Consider the following 23,628-nt stretch of genomic DNA (forward strand, 5'->3'; position numbering starts at 1 on the left):
ATGGCCTTTGTATAGCAATAGAACCAAATCACGCTATAAGCATTAGCGGACATCAAAACATTCAAAATCGGTCTTTTATGTCCGCTAATACTTAACGTAAGTTTTGGTTCCGTTGCTACACAGACGACTATATCCTCTCTACTGACTGTGGTTGCATTTTCAAACAACAAAATTATAAAATCTATTTATATAATCTTAATGATTTAAATTCCTCGTATTCCCTCATTCTCTTGTAAAATGTCGCTTTCTTCATGCCAGCCTTATCCATGTACTCAACAGCGTTGATCTTTCCTACCTTCCATTCCTTACTATCCTCTTTCATGTACCAAACATTAGAATTGAAACCTTTGAGATTACTGTTCCCTTAACTACAAAGAAAACGCTAAACTTCATATATACTTCTGAGGATGTTATGTAATACTAATTGGTTTTTATGATAATTATTCGTAAGTGGATAATTCACTACGCGCCTCTTCTATTGTATCCCTAGCAATTCTTAACGATTTTAAACATTTGTCTAATTTCGCTAAATCTGTTTGGCTCGCAGCATCTCCATAGTTGTCTATAACAAATTGCAAGTTATCCATCGCCTTTAAAATAGATGAATGTAGACCCTTTAATTCTGTTGGGGGTTCTACATATCGTACACTTGAGATGAGATAAGACATTTTATAGAAAACATCGCCTACTTCTGAAACCCACGATTTGTTTATAGTACCCTTAATTTCTGCATCAGCCTCTAAAATTCTAAATCGGGTTGCCACATCAGATAGGTCCTTTAAATAATCATCCATTACCCATGCATAATGCTGCTTGTCTAAATGTTTATAATCACTTGTTTCGGCTCCTTGCTTTACTTCTTTTTGATTTCCTATATTTTTTTTATCCGCAGTGAATTCCTCAACTGCTGCTGTAATGGTTTTTATACCTTTTTTGCTACCAACAAGAGCGTCGATAGTTAAAATACTACAGATAAAAATCACAAACATGGCAATCCACTTAGCCCATTTCAGCATAAAAAAACTCCTTACTTAATATATTTCTCCTAAATTATAATACAGGATTAACGTTCATTATAAACAACATGTCTCTTTACCTAATACCTTACCTTCTGTTTTTCCAAAATCGACATCTTTAAGTAAATCTATATCATGTCAAAAACGATGTTTAAATATTGTATCATTAAATTAAAATATAACACTATTATATTTTCCTATCAAAAATATTTTTCCAAACCAAAATCATTCATAGACTCTTCTTTTCACCATTAAACCTAATTTATACATATTGAACTACCCCCACTTTCACTTCGTTTAGAAGTGAGGGATTCCTAAGTAAAGAGTTCTATCGAACTCTAATTGATTAGGCTAACCCCGCAGTCCTTGCGGTTAGAAGCCTTATCGCTTCATTCTTTAGATTGATACTTGCGTTAATATCTCTATCATGATGTGTTTGACAAGAAGGACAGTCCCATTCACGTAGGTTGAGATTTTTAACGTCTTTATTTTGATACCCACAACAAGAACATAATTGGCTGGAAGCAAATGTTTTCGATACGACAATGACTTGTTTGCCATACCATTTTGCTTTGTATTCTAACATGGATCGAAATTGCGACCAAGATACCTCACTAATTGCTTTTGCTAACTTATGATTCTTTAACATATTCGATACTTGCAAATCCTCTATACCGATAACATCGTGGTTTTTGATGATTTCAGTTGAAATTTTGTCCAAGTAATCTTTTCTAGTATTTGATATGTATTCATGAATTCTAGCTACCTTTACTCGTTGTTTATTCCAGCGAAAAGATCCTTTCATTCTTCTAGAAAGCACACGCTGCGCTTTCGCCAACTTATCTTCTAATAATCGGAAAAACTTCGGATTTTCATAGTGTGTTCCATCTGACAAAATAGCGAAATCTTTTAGTCCTACATCTATTCCAATGTAAGAATGTGTTTTCGGAAGTTCTTGTACTTCTGTTTCAACTAATAGTGACACAAAATATCTACCAGAAGGGTTCCGTCTAACTGTAGCATTGATAATACGCCCCTCTACTTCGCGACTTTTGGCAAATCGAACAAGGCCTAGTTTCGGCAACTTTATTTTGTTCCCTACAACGGCAATGTTTTCATTTGTTTGTTTTGTGGTATAAGATTGTACGTTGTTCTTCTTAGATTTAAAGCGCGGTGCGCTGTTTTGTTTTTTGAAAAAGCGCATATAAGCATCCGCAAGGTTGCGAACAGACGACTGAATCGCGATACTATCCACTTCTTTTAGCCAAACAAGCTCTTTCTTCATGGCAGGTAGTTTGGCAGAGCATGTACCATAGGTCAAGCCTTTTCCTGTCTCTTTGTATGCGTGATCCCATAAGGATAGGAAATGATTGAATACAAAGCGAGAACACCCAATCGTTTTGTTGATTAGAATTGCTTGTGCCTGATTTGGATAGATACGAAACTTATAGGCTTTATTAATCATTATTTGATTCACCTCCATTTCGGTATATAACTATTATACACCAAACGTACATTCGATAGGTAGTCGAGTAACAATTTCTGTATGTCGAACAATTAAGATGGCTTCCTGCCATCCCTTGTTCGAAGCCAATTCATCTCCCACCTACTCACTGGGCTGTGACCCTTCACGCTCCTTGAGGAAGGAGTCTTCTTGGCTAAAATAATAAATAAAAAAAAGAGGATCGCCCCATACTAGAGCAGATCCTCTCTTTCACTTCACATACACATAGGCTTCGTTTGCTGTTATATAATATGTTTTACCTTTACTATTGTGCACTCTATATTGTGGTGAATTATTTACAATTACCTTTGTATCAATAATGAATCCTAAACCCATATCTACAGTACCGGCAACATCTTTATCTTGCCAAGATGGAGAATCATAGAAACGTAAATTATTTACTTTTGAAATAACTCTTTTACCAATTACTGTAGCAGGTTCATTTCCTTGGTAACGTATATATGAAGAATCATAATAAATCCATTGGTTATCACCAAGATGTAACCAATTTCCTAATTTACCCCATACTTTATAAGTCTCACCTTTTTGTAGCTTACGAATAACACTATTTTCTGTTGATGGTCCAGAGCGAAGATTTACATTGTATCCTTCAATATATGCAATACCATTCGACTCTACTGTACCAGGTATTTCATTTGTCTTTTGTGGTTTGGTATCCACTGTAACCGTGCTCCCATTATAAACCTTTAACACGTCTGCTCGGAACTTAGCCTCAGATACGCCATGACTACGAAGATAATCCAGTGGATCTTCATGGTCTGTCCCGCCTAATTTATAAGTAATATCCCTATGGGTCCATAATCCTTTAGAGGGATGAATATTTCGTTCTCGCAAGATTTCCCCAATTAATTCTATATATTTTTCATATGAACGCTTAAATTTTAATGGATCACTTGTCTCACACAATTCAACATGAACAAATCTAGCATTTGCTGCTGGACCTGCCCCCCATGCCTGATGTTTTGTAGATGCAATTTGAATTTTTTCATTCCAATCCACTGCGTAGTGAACAAACGCTGAACGCCATGTACGAGACTCATATTTTTGAATATTAATTGCTGGTGCCTCTGGGGTAGCTGTAGAATGTGCCACAACACCTTCATAAGCTCCAACACCATAACGGTATGGTTGTTTTGGTAAATCAGGAATAAATAGAATTCTATCAGCAAATACATTTGTTTCAATTGATACTACTAAAATCATTGCAACAACTATGGATAAAATATGCTTATATTTCTTTTTCATTTTCTATCGGCATCCCTTTTTATAATTTTTGTATGGTCAAATAATCCACTAGCTGACAATCCGATAATCATTCCTTGAAATAAATTCATTTTAATATCTTGAGACAAAAATAAAACACCTAGCGTAATGCCAAGTGTTAAATTAAATAACGGAATATATTTTGTTTGCAGTCCAGTTGTTTTTGCAATTTGTGAAATTCCTACAACAACCCCAATCATTGCTGTAATTTCAATCATTACATACCTCCTCCTTTCAAAAAGAAGGTAAGAGCAGCTCCAATTAGTCCACCAATAATAAGGCGTAGGATCCAAGTTGTATTAGCACTGATTTTGTCTAATTGCTTATTAATATTAATAATGTCCTTTTCATTACCTGTCGTCCGCATTTCTAAACTTTTAATCTCTAATCGTATATCCTTAATATCTTGCCTTATTTCCTGAATATCACCTTTCACCTCTTGTAAACTATCCATTTTGCCACCTCTTTCCCACTTCTTATTTAATTCAACATAAACAAATTACGCACTAAACTACTCCTTTTATTCTTGAATCGATACATAAAAACAACTTAGTATAGAACACTACTGACATTTTCTATTTTCAATCATACTCCAATCCAAAAATTAAATAGCCACTCATACGAGTGACTCTAATTCTTTAACCTTATCTCACATCAAAATGTTCTTCTTTTACCCATGCATTATTTCCAATCACCAAATAACCATCTTTTCGTGCCAAAATTCTATATGGAACAGACCCGTCTACAAAACCTGTATAATTACCGTTAGGACTATCATATGTGTTAATACCACCGCCTGGGGGATATTTTGAATAAGCACTAAACCATTGCACATCAAAATGTTCCAGAGCAGCCCATGCCTCGTTTCCTAGACAAATCATAGGATTTTCATACCACGCTGCATCTATAATAAGGTACGGTGTTTTATCATAAATTACCCTCGTAAAATATCCTCCTTGCGGTTGGCTATATAGATTAATCCCTCCATTATTCGGATATTTATTTACAGCAATCCCCAGACCTACTGGCTGTATTGGTTTATTATTATTGTTGTTAAATACTTTATTTACCTTCTCAATGAATTGATCCAATCTTTCCTCGTCAAGCATACGGTGTGGACAATGTTTCCCACTCCACGATTTATGTGTACGTACATTACTAATTGGAATGTTGAATTGTTTCATTAACTGAGCTATAACAATTGCTGCATTATCTTCCGCCTTATAATATCTATCCCCACCACTTAAAGAATAGCAAATTTCCACTCCGATGGATTTACGATTACCATTTCCGTTACCATCACCAGCATGCCAAGCATTACGATCAAACGGAATACCTTGTACTGCTTCTTTGTCATCTACTGCAACATGGAACGAAACTGCATTATTATTTCCAATCATATAAGAAATTTCATTTTCAGCTGATGCATTATTGTACGTATTATGTACTGTGATGAATTCTGGCTTCATTACATTGGGACATTTTATGGCATATTTACTTGAATCCACTAATTTTTTTCTAATCTCCATTACTGAACATCTCCTTTTTATTCTCTCGTTTTTATTACTAAAATTCTCACTGCATTATTTAGTACATCTAGTAACCTAATCTCCATACGGCCAGCATTTTCTCTAATAAATTCCTTGTCTTCACCTGCTAAAAAAGAAAAAGAGCAACTGTTTATCAGTTGCTCTTCCTTTAATTCCTCTCTACACTCCTACACCATCGTTTTAAACGAATTCATAGAAAAGTATCACACTGCTTCTTCCATTTAATTTGATATTTATAGATTTCAAAATACTATCTCACATTAAAGTGTTCTTCTTTTACCCATGCATTATTTCCAATATCAATATAACCATTTAGTCGTCCAAAAACTCTATATGGAACAGATCCATCTACAAAACCTGTATAATTTCCGTTAGGACTATCATATGTGTTAATACCACCGCCTGGGGGATATTTTGAATAAGCACTAAACCATTGCACATCAAAATGTTCCAGAGCAGCCCATGCCTCGTTTCCTAGACAAATCATAGGATTTTCATACCACGCTGCATCTATAATAAGGTACGGTGTTTTATCATAAATTACCCTCGTAAAATATCCTCCTTGCGGTTGGCTATATAGATTAATCCCTCCATTATTCGGATATTTATTTACAGCAATCCCCAGACCTACTGGTTGAATTGGTTTATCAGTATTGTTACCACCACCAGCTTTACCCAAGTGATCTAACGGATTCACAGCATTACTTTTACTCGCATTCCAACGTCCTTTATGCAATTCAAAATGTAAGTGTTGGCCACTAGAATCCCCCGTGTTTCCCATAACTCCAATAGTTTGTCCTTGTGAAACATAATCACCTTCGTTTACTGTTCGAGAACCACTACGCATATGAGCGTATACAGTTTCCCATGTAACTCCATCAATTGTATGCACAATCATAATACATTCACCATAACTAGATGAAAAATAAGAACGACTAACTTGACCGCTAGCCGCTGCATAAATAGGGTGATAACCTGCTTCAGCAAGGTCTATCCCATGGTGATCTGGTCTGCTGCCTCTAAAACCACTTGTTACTCTCGTTGTATCTGTAGGATAAATAAATTTTGTCATATTAGTCTCCCTTTCTATTTTTACACCATTTAAAAAAGGTACTTAAATGAGCACCTTCGTTCACTGTCTATATTTATTATTTTTTGGATATATTTTAGTTGTTCAAATTTTAAGATGAACAGAACGAAAAGCTATCCTTCATTATTTAACATTAAAATGTTCTTCTTTTACCCATGTATTATTTCCAATATCTATATAACCATTTAATCGTCCAAAAACTCTATATGGAGCAGATCCATCTACAAAACCTGTATAATTTCCGTTAGGACCATCATATGTGTTAATACCACCGCCTGGTGGATATTTTGAATAAGCACTAAACCATTGCACATCGAAATGTTCCAGAGCAGCCCATGCCTCGTTTCCTAGACAAATCATAGGATTTTCATACCACGCTGCATCTATAATAAGGTACGGTGTTTTATCATAAATTACCCTCGTAAAATATCCTCCTTGTGGTTGGCTATATAGATTAATCCCACCGTTATTCGGATATTTATTTACAGCAATCCCCAAGCCCACCGGTTGTATTGGTTTATTGTTATTACCAGCTTCATCAAAATCTACATATTGTTTAACAATTTCAGAGTAGAAGAAATTCCCTCCATTTTTATATCGATAGCCACCATTATATGCAACAGCAATAGGCTGACTATACTTGACCATAGCACCAGTTGTATTACCAAGTGATGGCGCAACAACCGTTTTAGAATACTGATCTGCCACCGGTAATGAATGTTGTTTATTGTTAGAAGCTAACCAGCGAAGGTAAGCTCGTCCAAAATTATATGATTGAACAATGGCACTTAAATCTGTAATGCCATTTTTCTTTGCATCATCAAAAGCTCCTTTTAGATGCTTTACTCCATAATAAATTGAATCTTTAGGATTTTTAATTGTATTCATCGCCCAACCTTGTGATTCACTGGACTGCATAATATCAGGTGTTGTTTCAGAGTTTCCTCCACTCTCCACCATAATAATCCCAAGTACATAGGGAACTAATTCAGACACACCTTGTGCTGAACATTCACTTTCTACCATTGATTGCCAACGTAACACTTGTTGTGGCAGATTCTTTGTTTTAACTGAAGCAGCTAATATACTCATTACTAAATCTCTCCTTATTTTCCTATTATTTTTTCTATAAAACTCTTAATCTACTAAGTACCTCTAACACTTAAATGAAAATTATTTTTTAAAATTACTTCATGTTGCTCACCTTCTTTCACAACAAAAAGAGCAACCATAAAAATAGTTGCCCTTTCGTCAAAATCTTATATTACTACTATAAATCACTTTTTCAATACTTTCTGTACACTGCATGTATCCTACAAAAAGGTAACATTAAAACCCTTCTACAAACTTGACAATCTTTCTTATTTCAGCATGTTTGCGTCGGATATAGCCTGTACTATAATGCAAGTCAAACGCTATTTGTTCTAAGGTCATTCCATCAATATACTTCATTTTGAGTATTTGATGATCTAATCCTGTAAACTTATTAATTAAAATCTTTAAATCAAATACTTCATTCATCCTATGTCCTAATTCATATTCAATAGCTTCAATCCGATCTTCTACTTTAGCCCCTTCCGATTCAGCAGTTAATCGTATATTTTGCAAGTCCCCACTAGTCCAGCGCTTTAATTCTGCTTTTGATTTGTCTAAGTTATATTCTAAATATGCAATTTCTTCTTCTAGTTTCTGATAATCTTTAAGCCAGTCAAACATATAATAATCCCCCTACTTCTCTTTATTTAAATGCTGCTTTTATTTTTATCGTTTTCCGAAAGAAGACTCCTTCCTCAAAAATGTGAAGGTGTGAAACACCAATTTTAGGTGGGAGATGAATGTCGGTTGGCATAAGCCAACATATTTGCTATCATTTACTTGTACAGATTGCTCTTCGAAAACTGAAGATATGAGGTTGGTTGCAGAAAAACGTTGCAACCGTAAAATCTTCAACGTTCTATCGCCCCACGCTTCTCAAAATTGCGAAAACCAAGCTAAAGTAGGTAGTGTGGTGAGTCAGCGTACAAGATACTTATGTTCTCACCGTAGGGACTGCGGATAGAGCCTGCTAAGATAACTGGTGGATACATCGGTGTTCGCAGGAATCTCCCACTTCAAACAGTTCATTAGGACGTTAAGTGGTGAGTAGTTCAACACCAAAGATAAGCTAACCTTTATTATCAATTTAATAAAATTTATAAATATTAATTATGATTTATATTTTTTTAATAAAGTTTTTAATCTCTCACGCTCTTCTTCAATAGTTAACTCATTATTTTTTATAGGCTGCTCTTCTGGAATATCTTCTTTTTCATGTAACCATTCTGGTACCATTTCATTTCGATTGGTATTCCCTGACCCAAATTGTTTTTTATTCTTACCAAGATCAAACTGTGCATCTAGCATAGCTACATCCTTGAGTGTTTTTACCTTTTTGGCTTCCCAATTTTTAAGAATCCCACGTACATATCTCCACTTTGGTACATTTTCATCAATTGATCTATTTACTGCTTCCCCAATTAGTTCACTACCTAATGATTCACAAAATGCACCAAGCTCTATAATTGCTATTTCACTTAATGAAATTCTATTCTTCATCAAAAATTGATGACTTATTTTAAAATCTTCATTTGTTAATTTTTTTGAGAGTAAACTTTGTTTATTATCATGAATATGATTTATATTTTGTATATTAGTATTTAGTTCTTTCGTACTTTGTATATTAGTATTTAGTAGCTTGTGATTATCCACCGGTAGGTTACCAGCAACAGGTTTTCCAGCAGGTGGGTTTTCCACTGGTGGATAATCATCCACTGGGATTTCGTAAATAATTGTCTCCCATCTAACAATTTTGTTTTTTTCATCTCTAACAGGAAATCTTCTAATATATCCGTACTCTTTTAATTCCTGCATTCCAGCTCTTAAGCTATTAATACCGTCTTTTGCATGTTGCGATAATTCTTCTCTATAAAACACCCAATCATCTGGAAGTGTAAGTATGTAAGCTAATATTCCTTTCGCCTTCCAAGAAAGCCTCTTATCCTTTAGACCGGTATTATTAATAACGGAATAATTATTATCTTTTTTTACTCGGAAAATCCCCATATTATCTACCTCTCATATTTTCAAACCTTTTTTACTTACTTATTGCAACTCTTAACTTCTCCATGACAAAATCTACTTTCCACACTTTTTAAACCAAAGTGCGGTTAAAAAGAACTTAAAGTTCGATTTATTACTAAAAAAAATATCATCTACACTCTTATCAAAAAACTGTGCAATCTTCCTAGCTGTCTCCATTGATGGCGTTCTTTCTTTTTGATCAATCATTCGAATATAGCGTTCAGTTACTCCGCAATAGCTAGCAATTTCTTTATATAAGTTTTTTTTCGGATCGTACATTTTATTTCCCATTATCACACCTCCATAAGAACAATTAGTTCTAAATACAGATTAAAGAACTAATTGTTCTTTGTCAATGCATAAAAGAACTTTTTGTGCTAAAATGAATTCAAAGAGAACAATTAGTTCAATTAGAGAGGTGAACGATGTGATAGGACTTAGAATAAAATCCTTACGAAAAAAAGAGAATTTAACTCAAAAACAACTGGCAGAAAAAATCGGCGTATCCCAAAGAATGATAGGTTACTACGAATCAGAAGAGAGGTTCCCTCCACATGATGTTTTAACTAAATTAGCTGATTGCTTTTCAGTTTCAGCTGACTATTTACTTGGTCGATCTGTTACAGGCGAACCAAACGAACAAGTAACGCCAAAAGATGAGAAAGATATAGCAAAAAGAATGGAAGAAATAAAGAAAGATCTACAAGGCGAAGATGGCTTAATGTTCTCTGGTGAACCTATGAGTCAAGAAGCGGTAGAGTCATTATTAGATGCGATGGAGTACATTGTAAAACAAACAAAAGTAATCAATAAAAAATACGTGCCTAAGAAATATCGTAATCCAGACGATAACTGATGCAAGCTTAGGAGGGAAAACATTGAAATTCGTCATTAGAGATCTAGTCCAACAACTTTGCACCAAATACAACACGAAAAACCCCTATGAGCTTGCAGATTACTTAAAAATACATGTACTAACATGGGATTTACATGAAGAAATAAATGGTTTTTATAAATATGAAAAAAGAAATCGTTTCATTGTTATTAATACTAATTTATCTCCATCTATGCAGAGAACTGTTTGTGCCCATGAATTAGGACACGCGGTTCTACATACTCATGCAAATACACCTTTTCTGCGTAAGAATACATTCTTTTCCGTTGATAAATTAGAGATAGAAGCAAATACGTTTGCTGCGCTTTTGTTAATTGACCAAAAGACCATTCAGCGTGGTGATACAAAAGCATGTATAGCATACAAAAATAATATTCCTGTTGAACTTTTGGAATTTTACAAGCCTTGCTAAAGGAATTAAGATGTTTTAATTGTTGGTTCAAACGCTGACGAGAAAAAGAGAGTGCTCCATCTTTAAAGCAAAAGAAATGAAATAGTATCTATTGTTTAAAAAATCTATACAGTTAAGCAAATAAAAAAATGCACCTCTAATTGTTAATTATGTGTCTAACAATTGGGGTGCACTTCAATAACAGTAGGTCTGTTTCAAAAAATCAATAAGCCCTAATATTGTCTATCCTTCACTGTACGAAAATCAATACACTACTTAAATATTACTTTCCCTGTACAGAAATTCCTAATACATAGTAATCTGGATGTAGAGTAACTACAGACTCCCCAGGTTTTACCCACTGTAGAGGACTTACATTTAATTCTACGCTATGATTATCTTTTTCAAAACGATTGATATAATCCTTATCATTTTTTACAAAACTATCAATTTCTTTTTTTAATTCTGGATTTGGATTTACTAATCTATCAATCTCTTTATCAAGAGTGAAATTCGGATTTATCATATGCATCCAGTTTTTCGCTAACTCAACAGTTGATTTGTCAACGACAAACATGAAATAGAAGTTATCTTCATCCTTCCCAACAAACGAAAATGAACCATGAGAGTCAATCATTCTTGGCAAATTAGGAGTATATAGATCAATTTCTGATGCTACATATCTATATCTGAAATTCGCATTATATTTCTTATTTACTTCAGTAACAAGATTTTGACCTTGTTTAGAAATAGATCGCTCTCTTACAGATGAAATTTCAATTGAATATCTATCAAAGAAAAAATCATCTGTCACTAACGCATTGGGAATACCTATTGGCGTTACCCCTGGTTTTGTCTCTGGCTTTGGCTCTGGTTTTGTTTCTTTTTCAACTGCATTAATAGAGTTATATAAGAACTGACTATACGCTTCACGTGTTACAAACATTTTGGGAGAATACATATTACCTCCAGTACCAATTGTAACCCCATTTTCCTCTAATGCACTAATTGCACCGTAAGACCAAGAATTTTTATCAACATCTGAAAATTTTGTTGTTTTCGTTGCCTTAAATTTAAAAGCATTTGTAAGTGCTTGTGCCATTTGTTCACGAGTTAAAATATCATCTGGACCATACTTCCCATCACCAAACCCATTTACAAATCCTGCTTTAGCAAGTGCTAAGATTTCTTTTTCAAACAAATGTCCTTTAATATCAGTAAAAGGATTTTTGAAGCTAGCATCTGCATCTGCTGGTTTTAGGTACATATAAATCATTCGAGCAACTTGCCCACGAGTTACATTGTCACCAAAGCCAAAGATATTATTTCCGTACCCTTGCACTACTTTACGATTTGTTAAATCATAAATTGCTTTTGTAGACCAGTGATTTGCTGGAACATCTTTAAATGTTGTATCTGCCTGTACATTTGATAAAGATGTTAAAGTTGTTGCTGCAAGTACTACACCTGTTAAAATCATTTTTTTCATTTTCATGCTATTTCCCCTTCTTCTCCTAATTATTTTTACGAATAAAAATATACTTTATTTTCCAACTTAATCATAATAACACAAATACATTATATTTATATATATTTATTTATTGTTTTAATGATAAAAATACTAATACCCCCAGAACACTATAGACTCACAAAAAAACTCTTCTTGCCTATAGAAGAGTTTTTACTACATTTTTACTGTTAAATAGCATTTTCCTTTATTTTAAGTAAATGTCTGCTGTATTCTTTTTAAACTAGCCGAGATATTGTTTTAGTATTTCTAGCCCTATTTTCAACTCTTCTAATGAGTTTGTAGAGGATAGAGCAACTCGTAAATACTGATTAGGCATGGTTTGTGCGGTAATAAAGCGCTCGGAATGAAAAACCCGAATGCCGTTCCTCTCCAAATCTGTTTCTAATTGAAATGCATCATAATGATTTTGAATAGGTAGCCAACGGTAAAAACTAAAAGGATGCCCTACAGCCTTGTTGGAAGAAAAATAGCCTGAATAAATTTCGTTTGCAGACTCCGCTAAAAATTTCTTCTGCTTAACAATTTCATGAGCTTTTCCTGATAACACTAGCTCTGTTATCACCTCTACGTCTAAAGAAGATGTTTTAACATTGACATTAAATATAGCCTTTAAAATATCCTTACGTAAGGCATCCCCGAATACCATATAAGCAACCCTTAACCCTGAACAAATGCACTTAGAAGTTCCACTAATATAAACACTTTGTTCTGGAAGTAAATTAAACATTGGTTGCTCATAATCAGAAATAACCCCTGCTGTCAAAAATGCATGAATATCATCCTCAATCAAAATTATTTGATGCTTTCGAATGATTGCTGCTAACTCTTTTTTTCGAAAATCTGAAATCATAATCGTAGTAGGATTAGAGCAAGAAGGCATTAAAAAAATACCATGAATATCTAATTGACTACATTGCTTATCGAGTTCACTTGGGAGCATTCCAAATTCATCCCCTTGAATGGGTACTAATTGAATATGTAGCATTTTTGCCAATTCGATAAAATTTGAATAGGTATATATATCAGTTGCAATTCGGTTTCCAGGTTTAAACAACGCTGTCAATGTAATTGCTAAAGCATTTTGTGCCCCCGAAACTATTGCTATATGGTCTTGATCCACATTAATGCCGAAAGACTTCATCCAATTGAGACCTGCCGTTTTTTGATGCGGAAGACCAGTTGGATCATTGTAATTTAATAGTTGCTCTAAATACTTTTTATCTACGACTTTTTGAATAGTCTCTGCGACAATACTATTAGTTTGCTCAAATGATGCTACTAATCCAAGATCAATGCAGTTTCTGATTTCCTCTGTAGAAATAGTAATGGAACGAGTTGCATTAGGAGCTACAAAAGTTCCACTCCCTGTGATTGCATAAATTAGGCCTTTAACTTCACATAGTTTGTAAGCTCGGGTAATTGTTGTAAAGTTTAAATCTAAAAAATCTGCTAATTCTCGTTGTGGAGGCAATTTTGTTCCTGGAGCTAAAAAACCATTTACAATATCATGTTCAAGTAGTGCTGCAATAGAGGAATAAAACGGACGCTTTAATAGTTCCTTATTAGGTTTCCAAGACATAGAGTAATTTTCAAATGAATTTACTGGCATGCTTCACCTCTACGATTAAATTTTTATAGTATAGATTTTAAAAGTTAAAATTAAGATTTATAAACTTTGAAAATTATTATAAGGATATAAACTCAGCATTATTTTAAAGTTAGAATAACACACTCCTCTAAAGAAAATTGTAATCCATACAATTTTCTTATTCATTGTATGGATTTTATGTGTTAAATTTGTATGCAATAAAGCTCTTGATTAAGGATGTGAATAATATGAAAAATAGAAATCAAATACGAATCGCATTCCGTGCAGCTTTCCCTTATACAATACCTATTTTTGCTGGTTTTGTATTTTTAGGAATTGCTTATGGAATCTACATGAACTCTCTGGGTTTCAGTGCAATATATCCAATTCTAATGAGCTTAATCATATTCGCAGGATCAATGGAATTTATTGCAGCTAATTTATTACTGGTTGCTTTTAATCCAATTCATGCACTTTTTCTTACTTTAATGGTGAATGCACGGCATTTATTTTATGGTATTTCTATGCTAGATAAGTATAAAGGAACTGGAAAGAAAAAGTTTTATCTTATTTTTGGACTATGTGATGAATCTTTTTCTATTAATTCTACTGTTGATATTCCAAAAGATGTTGATAAGGGTTGGTTTATGTTCTTCGTGACACTGCTTAATCATTTGTATTGGGGTATAGGAGCCGCAATTGGTGGTATTTTTGGTTCCCTTGTACACTTCAATACAAAAGGACTAGATTTCGTTATGACAGCACTTTTCGTTGTGATTTTTGTTGAACAGTGGATGAGGGAGAAAAAGCATTATAGCGCTCTTGTAGGACTGGGATTATCGATATTTAGCCTAATTATTTTTGGTGGAAACAATTTCATCATTCCTGCAATGATTATGATTTTATTAGTACTTACTATCCTAAAAAAACCAATAGAAAACGTAGAGGAGGTTTCCGTGTGACAATGAGTTTACTGCAACAAGTTATAACAGTGGGTATAGTGGTTTTAGGCACAATGATTACAAGGTTCCTTCCCTTCTTAGTGTTCCCATCAGATAAACCTACTCCGCAATATGTCCAGTATCTCGGTAGGGTACTACCTTCAGCTGTCATAAGTCTTTTAGTTATTTATTGTTTTAAGGATCTAAACTTATTATCCGGCAATCATGGTGCTCCAGAATTAATTTCAGTAGGAGTAGTAATAATGCTCCACATATGGAAGAGACAAATGCTTCTCTCCATAGCAGGTGGAACAATTATCTACATGCTGTTAGTACAATTGTTTTTTAATTAAATTTATAATGACAAGTAATTGATCCTATCATCCTTCTATTTTAGAAATAGGATCATTATATTCAATAAACTAAAGAATAAGCAATGAATGCATTAGCATGCGCAATTCTTTTCGATAATACAGTGAGCTTCGAGAAAGATTACTATTAGACTAGTTACAACGCACCAGTGGGCTAAATCTAATTATCAATGTTGTCTCTACTTCTGTAATATTTTGTATTTAACTCCAGCTACAAAAAGTATGAAGAAGGTTGGCAAATATCTTACCTCTTAGTTCAAAGCATATTAATTTTCCTAGGTGAATACAACTTTATTGTTAGGAATTCTCTTTCGTTTTTTCCTTTAAGGGAATCAGAACCTTAGCTCTTCCCAAATTCTCTTAGCGTACGAAATTTGTGTTTTGATGGCGCTACCCTATCGCTATCAAGCTAACAAGACAAAATACTCTCTAAAATGAAAAAGGCGTTATTCTTTCTGAGAAATCATAGGAAAGAATAACGTCTTTATATTAATATTGCAACCCGTATCTAAAAGCGCAATAGCTATGTCCTTTCCTTTCTCCCATACTAACGGAGAAAACTCATCTCTTAACCTTAGGAACTACAGGGATAGCATAATCAATTAGAATCCACGAAGTTTTCGTACTTAGAAATCTCCCACTTAACGACCTTACAGCCTATAAGAATTGAAAGTAGTTTAATTCTCTAACATGGATTGTGGAACAACTTTCTTTCCCACTACTTTAAATTCAATTTCCCCTTTTTCTCCATATATTAGTTCTATAATTGGAATAGTTACCATTAATTTTTCCTTTTTTTTTCTTTCTGTCTCTAAATCAATTATTTTCATATCACAATCCCCTTTATTTATTATAAACAAGGAGAAAGCACTCATTCGAGTGCTTTCTCCTTGTTTATAAGTGGACCTTGTAGGACTCGAACCTACGACCGAACGGTTATGAGCCGTTTGCTCTAACCAGCTGAGCTAAAGGTCCAAAGCATAAAATTTACTTCATAAGGCGTATTCACATATATCATTTTACCATATAATGTATCAATTCACTTTACTTTTTATTTAATATGCACATTTACATCGTGTTAAAAGTGTTTATATTCTGCAATCCTAATCCTTTGTAATTAGTACTATCTTTTAATACCTTTATAGAGGCCTAATTAACAGTAAAAAAATTCATATATCAATCATATTAAAAATGATATAGTTACAACATTGAATTGTTTATATTATCAAATGCTTTTATGCCATATTTCTTTATATCAGAAATTGTAACTAAATTATATGCCTGTTTCATTGTATTAAAGCAATTATCTATCTCTTCTTTTTCCATAATAGGTTTACCGGGACCATTATCTTCTAATTCTAGATGAGCAACTTCCCATGGTAAGTCAAATAGAATCATTTTTTCTAAACTCTTCCCACTATAACAACCTAAAGTATTCATTACACAGTCTAATATTTCCTTTTCTATTTGAGTTAATTGATTTGTACTAACATAACTAACTTCAAGATTGTCGTACTGATATACTTTATATTTATTAAAAATAACTCGATATACCGGGCCATGACTTCCTACTTCACAATCATCTTCAAATAAATATGTTCCAGTAAACACCTTACAAAATCCTTGCGCATAGTATAACAGCTTTTGAAGAGCTAAAGGAGTAATATCATCATTTTTATATAGCAAATAGTTAGCAACTTCCTCGATTTTCGTAGTCTGCGTAGAAGGGATATCACTATTTTCCTGTAGCTTTGCGATTGCTTCTTTAGAAACTCTATATGCTTTTTGAGTAATTAAATCTTTATTTCTTTCCAAAATATCTAGCATAAAAGATTGATCTCTACCTAATCTTTTCAATATATCCGAGTACTGCTTTGTCGGAATATCTCCATTTACATACCTTGTTAGGGTAACCTCTCCCCAACCTAAAAGTAAAGACAATGGACGTTTTCCAATCTTATATTTTTCTAAAACCTCTCTTATTTCAGAAATAGTGACTAACTGTTCCTGTTGTCTATAGGCATGATCTAATTGTTCTAAATTATAATCATGAATGTTAGGAACAAATATTTCAGATTTACACTCCTCGCAATTTGCTTCTTTACCTACGTAATGATATTGCTTCCCTCTAATGACTGTCACTTTTGAAACATCTTTAGTAGAATACCTTACCATATCTCGACAAAACTCACATAAAACCAACATAAAAATCCTCCCTCATTCTAAAACCATTAGTCACTTATCTTTACCTAAAAAGATAAGTGACTGGTTTATTCCTTTTATGAAAAGAAACAACAATCATGTATTTGTTCCTGTCCTTATTTTCAATTAGATTCATCTTAATATATATGTCTACCGACTTCTTTTGTCCCCAATTATCTAACTCATATTGTGGACAAAAGATATACAATTTTTCATGAGCAAAATTTGGATTTTTATTATCAACTGCATAACAAAAATCACGTACTCCTATATTAAGAAGAATCTCTTTCACTTTACTAGCGTTAATATTATTAGCCTCTAAAAATTCACTATTCTCTTTCCTTTTTTCATTTCGAGAAACCGTAAATCGATTATTTTTAATTAATTTTTTAAACTCTAATATGTACTGCTCAATCTCCCCGATTGTAAAATTAGTGTGCTTTTTTGTCTCCCTATTTTGAAAGCTAATATGCATTAAAATTCTTTCCCCTTTCAAATCGTACCTCATATTTACTAGAATTACAATAAAAAAACGTATCAATTGATACGTTTTTTTAAAAATTCACAGTAAAATTCTATTCATCCTTCTTATAATGAGTACATTTATGTCGTCTACAAAACTTCTATATAATTATTTTTGCTGCGATTCGTAAATCTATTATGTATCTATTTTACAACCACAGTTTCATATATCCGTGTATACATTTAACGTAAAAAAACTACATATCCCTCCAATTTCCCTGATAAACAAATCAATTACTCATATGTTTTCTCCCCCTATATAAATTTCCTATCTTAATCTGTTGTTTTATACAGAAATGTATATTTATACCTGTTTAAACCCAAACAAAAAAGGCCTCCTCAAGTCGATTAATTGTGCATAGCAAAATAAGCTAATTACACTAATCGGCTCAAAGAAGCCCTTTCAAAATTAAAGTAAGAAAAAAACTTACTTCTACAACTCAACCACAACACATAAGGTGTGGGAATGAACGGAATCAAATAAACTAACAATATACCTATATATTACAAAATACATAGGTTTATATCAAGATATTTTAAAATATTTCCAAATGCTGATTTTCATTCTTTATTTTCTTCCAAATAAAAAAGCATATAAATACTTTATTCTTTCCAAAACTGTTCCAATAGAATGACAATCACGGTACCCACGAGCAATCCATTCCTTAAAACATATTGTAAGGAAGAAGGAATGCCACTAAATGCGCTTTCTGGAAGAAACATTATTCCTAAACTGATTAATAATGTAATTCCTAATATAGTTAATCGGCGTTGATTTAATTCTTCGCTTAAAATCGATTGAAATGAAATGCCTATTACTTGGACAAATGTTGCTAAAAGTGCAGCATTGGCAATAGGGCCTGGAAGCAAGGATATAAAGCTTACGATTGAGGGAACAAAAGAAATTCCTGCTAATATAAGACTTGCTATAAGGAACGACTTCAACTTTCTTTGTCCTGTTAATTGAATAAATCCTGCTGATGCAGGTAATGGTACAATACCAATTGTAGAAAACAACGACGAGATAATATGTGATATACCTCCGACCCATACACCACGGTTCAATGTTTGCTTTTCACTTTCTTTAGATAAGGGAGCTACTTGTTTTACAGCTGAAATAGCAGCAATTGTATTTGCAACTAAAAGAAATGTAAATAAAGTTGCAGTTAGGGTCATTCCAATATCCAATCTAGGTGTGCCCCAAGCAAATATCTCTGGTAACTTAACTAGCGTTGTATGTGTAGGCATATAAGATGATTCTCCTAAAAGAGTATACAAAAGCCAACCACATGAAATTCCAAGTAACACAGCGTACCTTTTCATCCATCCTGTCCCTTTAATTGATAAGAAAGTAATAAGGGCAAAAACAAAGAGCGCAATAATAGCTGTTGGATAATCAGGATGAGTTGCAGATCCTTGTAATCCCATCATTCCTTTTAGTAACACACCACTAAGTTGAAGTGCTAAAATTAAAAGAAATGTCCCTGTAACTAAAGGAGTAAATAAACGTAAGATTCGATGAACAAGCCCTGTTATACCAAGAACGAAGAGTAATATACCTGCAATAATTAACCCACCTTCTAAAAGTTGCAACACGTCTTTTGCACTTTGTCCCTGATGCATAGCAACTTGTCCCAGTATGACAAATATACTTACCCATGAACCGGCTGGACCATCCGCTATGGGATAGCGATGCCCAAACCATGCTTGTATAAATGAACTTATTCCCACGACTAAAAAAGTTCGCTGCATTAATGTTGAAATATCTTCTACTGATAAATGGAATATGCCACCAATAATGATAGGCAATGCAATTGCATTTGCTAATAGAAACACAAACCACTGTAGAATACTAAAGCTTGTATTAAAGTATTTTTTATTCATATTATTCTCCTTTACTGAAAAAGAATCTCATAGTAAAAATCCATCCTTTCTATACAGTTAGATTAAAAAGGATGGATTTTGTAAATCTATAAAATTACTTTAATTATATAGATGAATTTTCAATTGATTACCATGTACGAAATGGTAAGAATTTCCCATTAAGTGTAATAACGATACGAGGATCGCCACCTTTTGGATCTTCTTGTGTATCCACACCTAAATTGAAGTTAATTGCACTCATTACACCTTCACCAGCTTTTTCTAAGATTAATTCTCTAAGAGTTGGTGCGTATTGTAACATCATTTCATATAATCGATATAAGATTGGGTCAGTAGGAGGCATTTGCATTACTTGACCTCTAAGTGGAACTACTGTTAATGCCTGAATTACTTCTTCATCTAATTCTAATAGTTTACCGATTTTTTCTGCCTCCGGACGTGTCATTGTAGCCTGCCCTAATAATGCTGTTACAACCCAAGTCTCAGAGTTTTCACTTACTTTTGAAATTTCTTCCCATGTTAAACCTTTTGCGATTTTTGCTTCCATAATTTTTTGCGTAGCTTCTTGTCTATTCATATTTAATAACTTCCCTTCATTTAAGTAATGATTAATGTTTCATACCATTTAATGTTTTATATCCATCAACTACTACATCTAATTTACCTGTGTGAGGATCAATAACTAAACCATGTACAGGAACATCTTTTGGAATAAGTGGATGATTTCTTACTAAATCAACATTAGCTTGAGTCGAATCACAGATATCATCGAATCCAAATAGCCATTTTTCAAGGTCAACACCAGCATATTCAATTGCTGCTAAAATTTCTGGTGAAGCTACTCCACGATCTAATATTTTTTGAAGTGTTCCTTTGGGATTAGTTTGGCTTGCACCACATCTATGGTGTCCGATAAGAAAGATTTCATCTGCATTTAGATCATATACTGATGCTACAATACTTTGCATAACACTATCGAAAGGAGCAGCAATCTTACCACCTGCATTTCTGATAACTTTTGCATCTCCATCGTGTATATCTAAAGCTTTTGGAAGTAGCTCAATTAAACGAGCATCCATGCAAGAAACAACAACCATACGTTTCTTAGGCATTTTTGTTGCTTCACGGGGGGCGTATTTCTTATTTTCTACAAATTTTTCATTGAACGATAAAATATCTTGTAATAACATATTTGTAACCTCCTTTAAATCTAGATGTATTTTTTTGTTGCGTCCTCTGTGTTATAAGTAAATATAACTAATAAACAATGCGATGTAAGAGGATAAACTTAGTATAGTGAATTGTATCGATAAGCTGAATAAGTTGGCGAAACACTTTCTGCTTTTCTACTTTCACGATGAAAGGATTGGTTTATATTATTGATCAAACAGATTTTGAGATACTGAAATTATTAGGAGAAAACTCAAGAATACAATGGAAAGAACTAGGTCAAAAAATACATATGACTGGGCAGGCTGTAGGAAATCGAATTAGGAGATTAGAGGATTTAGGGATTATTGAACAATATACAATCGCTATAAACCGAATCAAACTAGGACAAACCGTGACTGCATTTGTTACTTTGTTTGTCACATCAGCTAATCATCAAGAATTTATGGATTTCTTTCAAAAAGAAGAAGAAATATCTGAAGTACATCGTGTAAGTGGTGAAGGATGTTATTTATTAAAAACACATTTTTCTTCTAATGAAGAATTGGATAACTTTCTAGGTCGACTATTAAAATATGGGAATTATCGTGTTAACCTATCAATAGGGAAGTTAAAATAAAGTCTTTTTTCTTCCGAGGGGATAAGTTATTTTCTAATCCTTATTTCTATAGAGATAATAAGAGCCTTACTACAATTTATGTGTAGTAAGGCTCTTTAAATACTTATTAAATGCTATCTAATTGGCAGGGACTACCACATTAAAGGTAACCCCTTTTCATAATTATTGACTTACTTTTGCTATCTCCTTTAAATATCTTTGCATATTTTGATTTACTGCATAGACATAACATCCATTTATTCCGCGAGATAATAATACATAATAAATACGTTTAATATAGGATGTTAACTCCTCATTATTTATATCTGTTCCCTTAATTGGAAGACCGTTTCGATCTTTATATTCTTTTGGATTCACTACAATCTTAGCCTTATTTAAATCATAGTCTCCATTTTCTTCACCTGCGTAATCACAATCAATTTCAGCTCCTAAAATCACTCCAACATAATTTAAATCCGCACCTTGTGTAGTATGTATACATCCTATTTCCTCTATACTATTCTCAAAGTTAATCCAACCTTTTACCTTTGAGTTCCATTTGAATGTCTCACCTGTAACGGGATCTTTTATATCATAGTGATTTTTATCCTTTTGTGTAATCCATTTCCAAGAATATCCTGCGACTACGCGACATAATTCATGTTTTTTATTTAATATTTTCATAGATTCATTCAATTCTGTAATAGAATCCATTACCTTAAAGTCATATCCCTGTAATAACCCTTCTTCATACACTCCAACATTATTTGCTATTTGTAAATATTTACGAAGCCATGCTAAATATTGATCTCCAGATTTTAAACGGAATTGTTTATGTAAAGGATGCCTCTTATAATTCGCTGTCAACTGCTGGAATACATCTGTATCTATATCTGCTGGTCGAATTGTTTGGTATGGATCATAAACCACAGTTAAGTGATACGCAAATGTTTCTATTAATTCCAACTCAGTTGTATAACCATTATCGGTGACTAAATGTTTTAAATCACGTGCTTGTTTACCAAAATATTGTTTTAGACGATGTGCTTCGTCCACAAAAACATATTTATATTTTGTGCCCCTTCTTTTTGCCTGCTTAATAAATTGTGAAGGTGACAGTACTGTAATACTTTGTAGACCTAGTTTGTTCATCAAGCTCTTATATAAATTTAATGAGTGGTTTTGTGGAACAACAAGTGCTATATCCTTATAATTCAATCCCTCTCTCGCTTTACCAGTTTCACTGTCATAAGCAAGCGCATATAAGATGTTTGTTAATACAATTGTTTTACCAGTACCCGGGTCCCCTGTAATCAAATGTCGACTATTTGATGTAGTAAGCATTGTATTAAAAATGTCTTTACAAACCTCAATTTGATTAGCCGATAACTCTTTAAACGGTGAATATTTATAAATAAATTTATTATGTATCTCACCTAAATTCTCACTTGCTACCCCTTCTTTAATTAACCCATTCCAAATTTCTTTAAACATACTTTGAACATCTTCAATGCCGTTATAAGAATGAATCTTTTGGCCCCTTACTTTATTCAGTAAGTTAAATTTATCATCTGCAGATAAATATTCAATTAACAATGTTTCAATATGCTTAATTGAACTTTCATTAAATAATTCACTTTTTATTACAATAACTTCATTGAATGTTTTAGCTTCATCACTTATATGTGCAACAAAACGCTCATATATATCTGTAGACTTACCTACATATAAATTCTTCTTATCCCGCTGAATATAGACTACTGGTATTCCATCTATTTTAGGATCTCTGATACAACCTTGCTCAAACTCTTTTCGCTTCTTTTTAATTATGTAAAATGAAGATAATTTTGCTGCAAATGATAGCATTTGAATAACTCCCTACTTTTTAATTTTAAGAATACTTAAGGATGTGTGGATTTCATACTTTTGAAATACAATCCGTACATCCAAATCATGATCTCAACCATCTGC

General features: G+C 33.2%; 25 protein-coding genes and 1 tRNA gene. 5 read left to right on the plus strand and 21 right to left on the minus strand.

The annotated features are described in order from the left end of the window. Positions 1 to 440: 440 nt before the first annotated feature. The 11 genes from AXW78_RS27205 to AXW78_RS27255 all read right to left on the minus strand — a co-directional run bounded on the left by AXW78_RS27205 (position 441) and on the right by AXW78_RS27255 (position 9,855). Positions 441 to 1,016, minus strand: a complete 576-nt coding sequence (locus AXW78_RS27205) for a hypothetical protein (protein WP_000922179.1) — start codon at positions 1,014 to 1,016, stop codon at positions 441 to 443. Positions 1,017 to 1,362: 346 nt separating this feature from the next. Next, complete coding sequence (tnpB, locus tag AXW78_RS27210) at positions 1,363 to 2,481, minus strand: IS200/IS605 family element RNA-guided endonuclease TnpB (protein ID WP_000608424.1); 1,119 nt, start codon at positions 2,479 to 2,481, stop codon at positions 1,363 to 1,365. A gap of 249 nt (positions 2,482 to 2,730) precedes the next feature. Further along, positions 2,731 to 3,786, minus strand: coding sequence for an N-acetylmuramoyl-L-alanine amidase (locus tag AXW78_RS27215; protein ID WP_000731449.1), 1,056 nt, complete (start codon positions 3,784 to 3,786; stop codon positions 2,731 to 2,733). Next, a complete protein-coding gene (locus AXW78_RS27220; RefSeq protein WP_000570185.1) occupies positions 3,783 to 4,022 on the minus strand; it encodes a hypothetical protein in 240 nt (79 codons plus the stop codon). The genes AXW78_RS27215 and AXW78_RS27220 overlap by 4 nt, the downstream gene beginning before the upstream one ends. Further along, a complete protein-coding gene (locus AXW78_RS27225) occupies positions 4,022 to 4,258 on the minus strand; it encodes a hemolysin XhlA family protein (protein WP_000377823.1) in 237 nt (78 codons plus the stop codon). The genes AXW78_RS27220 and AXW78_RS27225 overlap by 1 nt, the downstream gene beginning before the upstream one ends. A gap of 190 nt (positions 4,259 to 4,448) precedes the next feature. Continuing rightward, positions 4,449 to 5,333 (minus strand): peptidoglycan recognition protein family protein, encoded by an 885-nt coding sequence (locus tag AXW78_RS27230; RefSeq protein ID WP_061884946.1) that lies wholly within the window; start codon positions 5,331 to 5,333, stop codon positions 4,449 to 4,451. Between the two features lie 271 nt (positions 5,334 to 5,604). After that, complete coding sequence (locus tag AXW78_RS27235) at positions 5,605 to 6,426, minus strand: M23 family metallopeptidase (RefSeq protein WP_061884947.1); 822 nt, start codon at positions 6,424 to 6,426, stop codon at positions 5,605 to 5,607. A gap of 141 nt (positions 6,427 to 6,567) precedes the next feature. Further along, complete coding sequence (locus AXW78_RS27240) at positions 6,568 to 7,536, minus strand: lysozyme family protein (RefSeq protein WP_061884948.1); 969 nt, start codon at positions 7,534 to 7,536, stop codon at positions 6,568 to 6,570. Between the two features lie 237 nt (positions 7,537 to 7,773). Further along, positions 7,774 to 8,160 (minus strand): hypothetical protein, encoded by a 387-nt coding sequence (locus tag AXW78_RS27245; protein ID WP_000460734.1) that lies wholly within the window; start codon positions 8,158 to 8,160, stop codon positions 7,774 to 7,776. 489 nt (positions 8,161 to 8,649) lie between these two features. Next, on the minus strand, positions 8,650 to 9,546 hold the full coding sequence (locus AXW78_RS27250) for a DnaD domain protein (RefSeq protein ID WP_000510881.1): 897 nt from the start codon (positions 9,544 to 9,546) through the stop codon (positions 8,650 to 8,652). 72 nt (positions 9,547 to 9,618) lie between these two features. Beyond that, the gene (locus tag AXW78_RS27255) at positions 9,619 to 9,855 is read right to left on the minus strand and encodes a helix-turn-helix transcriptional regulator (RefSeq protein WP_000527101.1); all 237 of its coding nucleotides are present in this window, start codon (positions 9,853 to 9,855) and stop codon (positions 9,619 to 9,621) included. Between the two features lie 136 nt (positions 9,856 to 9,991). On the opposite strand from AXW78_RS27255, the gene AXW78_RS27260 reads away from it, so the two are divergent. Beyond that, entirely contained in the window at positions 9,992 to 10,420 is a 429-nt protein-coding gene (locus tag AXW78_RS27260) for a helix-turn-helix domain-containing protein (protein ID WP_000579788.1), read from the plus strand. A 22-nt stretch (positions 10,421 to 10,442) separates the two neighbouring features. Beyond that, positions 10,443 to 10,871 carry an ImmA/IrrE family metallo-endopeptidase gene (locus tag AXW78_RS27265; protein WP_000673778.1) on the plus strand — a complete coding sequence of 143 codons (429 nt, stop codon included), beginning with the start codon at positions 10,443 to 10,445 and terminating at the stop codon, positions 10,869 to 10,871. Between the two features lie 262 nt (positions 10,872 to 11,133). Here AXW78_RS27265 and AXW78_RS27270 read toward each other — a convergent pair whose 3' ends face one another. Together AXW78_RS27270 and AXW78_RS27275 are read right to left on the minus strand one after the other, a co-directional pair. Beyond that, the gene (locus AXW78_RS27270) at positions 11,134 to 12,345 is read right to left on the minus strand and encodes an S-layer homology domain-containing protein (RefSeq protein WP_000782478.1); all 1,212 of its coding nucleotides are present in this window, start codon (positions 12,343 to 12,345) and stop codon (positions 11,134 to 11,136) included. A gap of 256 nt (positions 12,346 to 12,601) precedes the next feature. Continuing rightward, complete coding sequence (locus AXW78_RS27275) at positions 12,602 to 13,990, minus strand: aminotransferase-like domain-containing protein (RefSeq protein ID WP_001145012.1); 1,389 nt, start codon at positions 13,988 to 13,990, stop codon at positions 12,602 to 12,604. 227 nt (positions 13,991 to 14,217) lie between these two features. Between AXW78_RS27275 and azlC the strand changes: the two genes are divergently transcribed. Together azlC and AXW78_RS27285 are read left to right on the plus strand one after the other, a co-directional pair. Further along, a complete protein-coding gene (gene azlC / locus AXW78_RS27280; RefSeq protein WP_000797392.1) occupies positions 14,218 to 14,931 on the plus strand; it encodes an azaleucine resistance protein AzlC in 714 nt (237 codons plus the stop codon). After that, positions 14,928 to 15,263: a branched-chain amino acid transporter permease gene (locus tag AXW78_RS27285; RefSeq protein WP_000178820.1), complete on the plus strand. Its 336-nt coding sequence runs from the start codon at positions 14,928 to 14,930 to the stop codon at positions 15,261 to 15,263. Before azlC ends, AXW78_RS27285 begins: the two co-directional genes overlap by 4 nt. 695 nt (positions 15,264 to 15,958) lie before the next feature. On the opposite strand, the gene AXW78_RS34035 is transcribed toward AXW78_RS27285, so the two are convergent. The 7 genes from AXW78_RS34035 to AXW78_RS27315 all read right to left on the minus strand — a co-directional run bounded on the left by AXW78_RS34035 (position 15,959) and on the right by AXW78_RS27315 (position 21,079). After that, positions 15,959 to 16,111, minus strand: coding sequence for a hypothetical protein (locus tag AXW78_RS34035; RefSeq protein ID WP_000691088.1), 153 nt, complete (start codon positions 16,109 to 16,111; stop codon positions 15,959 to 15,961). A gap of 71 nt (positions 16,112 to 16,182) precedes the next feature. Continuing rightward, positions 16,183 to 16,256, minus strand: a tRNA-Ile gene (locus tag AXW78_RS27290). A 225-nt stretch (positions 16,257 to 16,481) separates the two neighbouring features. Further along, on the minus strand, positions 16,482 to 17,486 hold the full coding sequence (locus AXW78_RS27295; RefSeq protein WP_000960612.1) for a type II toxin-antitoxin system antitoxin SocA domain-containing protein: 1,005 nt from the start codon (positions 17,484 to 17,486) through the stop codon (positions 16,482 to 16,484). Between the two features lie 40 nt (positions 17,487 to 17,526). Next, on the minus strand, positions 17,527 to 17,958 hold the full coding sequence (locus tag AXW78_RS27300) for a hypothetical protein (RefSeq protein WP_000548171.1): 432 nt from the start codon (positions 17,956 to 17,958) through the stop codon (positions 17,527 to 17,529). 650 nt (positions 17,959 to 18,608) lie between these two features. Next, the gene (locus tag AXW78_RS27305; RefSeq protein WP_001037035.1) at positions 18,609 to 19,889 is read right to left on the minus strand and encodes a purine/pyrimidine permease; all 1,281 of its coding nucleotides are present in this window, start codon (positions 19,887 to 19,889) and stop codon (positions 18,609 to 18,611) included. Positions 19,890 to 20,016: 127 nt separating this feature from the next. Next, positions 20,017 to 20,466: a cyanase gene (gene cynS / locus AXW78_RS27310; RefSeq protein WP_001081566.1), complete on the minus strand. Its 450-nt coding sequence runs from the start codon at positions 20,464 to 20,466 to the stop codon at positions 20,017 to 20,019. Between the two features lie 31 nt (positions 20,467 to 20,497). Then, positions 20,498 to 21,079 (minus strand): beta-class carbonic anhydrase, encoded by a 582-nt coding sequence (locus AXW78_RS27315; RefSeq protein WP_000926478.1) that lies wholly within the window; start codon positions 21,077 to 21,079, stop codon positions 20,498 to 20,500. A gap of 167 nt (positions 21,080 to 21,246) precedes the next feature. Here AXW78_RS27315 and AXW78_RS27320 point away from each other — a divergent pair, with 167 nt between their 5' ends. After that, positions 21,247 to 21,678 (plus strand): Lrp/AsnC family transcriptional regulator, encoded by a 432-nt coding sequence (locus AXW78_RS27320; protein WP_000677474.1) that lies wholly within the window; start codon positions 21,247 to 21,249, stop codon positions 21,676 to 21,678. A 162-nt stretch (positions 21,679 to 21,840) separates the two neighbouring features. Here AXW78_RS27320 and AXW78_RS27325 read toward each other — a convergent pair whose 3' ends face one another. Further along, positions 21,841 to 23,523: a DUF2075 domain-containing protein gene (locus AXW78_RS27325; protein WP_000947889.1), complete on the minus strand. Its 1,683-nt coding sequence runs from the start codon at positions 23,521 to 23,523 to the stop codon at positions 21,841 to 21,843. Between the last annotated feature and the right edge of the window lie 105 nt (positions 23,524 to 23,628).

It is taken from the genome of Bacillus thuringiensis, assembly GCF_001595725.1.
GTDB lineage: Bacteria > Bacillota > Bacilli > Bacillales > Bacillaceae_G > Bacillus_A > Bacillus_A thuringiensis_K.

Excerpts from the sequence above, each read along its gene's own strand:
- AXW78_RS27205 (WP_000922179.1), bottom strand. The coding sequence starts at position 1,016 with ATGCTGAAATGGGCTAAGTGGATTGCCATGTTTGTGATTTTTATCTGT.
- tnpB (WP_000608424.1), bottom strand. The coding sequence starts at position 2,481 with ATGATTAATAAAGCCTATAAGTTTCGTATCTATCCAAATCAGGCACAA.
- AXW78_RS27215 (WP_000731449.1), bottom strand. The coding sequence starts at position 3,786 with ATGAAAAAGAAATATAAGCATATTTTATCCATAGTTGTTGCAATGATT.
- AXW78_RS27220 (WP_000570185.1), bottom strand. The coding sequence starts at position 4,022 with ATGATTGAAATTACAGCAATGATTGGGGTTGTTGTAGGAATTTCACAA.
- AXW78_RS27225 (WP_000377823.1), bottom strand. The coding sequence starts at position 4,258 with ATGGATAGTTTACAAGAGGTGAAAGGTGATATTCAGGAAATAAGGCAA.
- AXW78_RS27230 (WP_061884946.1), bottom strand. The coding sequence starts at position 5,333 with ATGGAGATTAGAAAAAAATTAGTGGATTCAAGTAAATATGCCATAAAA.
- AXW78_RS27235 (WP_061884947.1), bottom strand. The coding sequence starts at position 6,426 with ATGACAAAATTTATTTATCCTACAGATACAACGAGAGTAACAAGTGGT.
- AXW78_RS27240 (WP_061884948.1), bottom strand. The coding sequence starts at position 7,536 with ATGAGTATATTAGCTGCTTCAGTTAAAACAAAGAATCTGCCACAACAA.
- AXW78_RS27245 (WP_000460734.1), bottom strand. The coding sequence starts at position 8,160 with ATGTTTGACTGGCTTAAAGATTATCAGAAACTAGAAGAAGAAATTGCA.
- AXW78_RS27250 (WP_000510881.1), bottom strand. The coding sequence starts at position 9,546 with ATGGGGATTTTCCGAGTAAAAAAAGATAATAATTATTCCGTTATTAAT.
- AXW78_RS27255 (WP_000527101.1), bottom strand. The coding sequence starts at position 9,855 with ATGGGAAATAAAATGTACGATCCGAAAAAAAACTTATATAAAGAAATT.
- AXW78_RS27270 (WP_000782478.1), bottom strand. The coding sequence starts at position 12,345 with ATGAAAATGAAAAAAATGATTTTAACAGGTGTAGTACTTGCAGCAACA.
- AXW78_RS27275 (WP_001145012.1), bottom strand. The coding sequence starts at position 13,990 with ATGCCAGTAAATTCATTTGAAAATTACTCTATGTCTTGGAAACCTAAT.
- azlC (WP_000797392.1), top strand. The coding sequence starts at position 14,218 with ATGAAAAATAGAAATCAAATACGAATCGCATTCCGTGCAGCTTTCCCT.
- AXW78_RS34035 (WP_000691088.1), bottom strand. The coding sequence starts at position 16,111 with ATGAAAATAATTGATTTAGAGACAGAAAGAAAAAAAAAGGAAAAATTA.
- AXW78_RS27295 (WP_000960612.1), bottom strand. The coding sequence starts at position 17,486 with ATGTTGGTTTTATGTGAGTTTTGTCGAGATATGGTAAGGTATTCTACT.
- AXW78_RS27300 (WP_000548171.1), bottom strand. The coding sequence starts at position 17,958 with ATGCATATTAGCTTTCAAAATAGGGAGACAAAAAAGCACACTAATTTT.
- AXW78_RS27305 (WP_001037035.1), bottom strand. The coding sequence starts at position 19,889 with ATGAATAAAAAATACTTTAATACAAGCTTTAGTATTCTACAGTGGTTT.
- cynS (WP_001081566.1), bottom strand. The coding sequence starts at position 20,466 with ATGAATAGACAAGAAGCTACGCAAAAAATTATGGAAGCAAAAATCGCA.
- AXW78_RS27315 (WP_000926478.1), bottom strand. The coding sequence starts at position 21,079 with ATGTTATTACAAGATATTTTATCGTTCAATGAAAAATTTGTAGAAAAT.
- AXW78_RS27320 (WP_000677474.1), top strand. The coding sequence starts at position 21,247 with ATGAAAGGATTGGTTTATATTATTGATCAAACAGATTTTGAGATACTG.
- AXW78_RS27325 (WP_000947889.1), bottom strand. The coding sequence starts at position 23,523 with ATGCTATCATTTGCAGCAAAATTATCTTCATTTTACATAATTAAAAAG.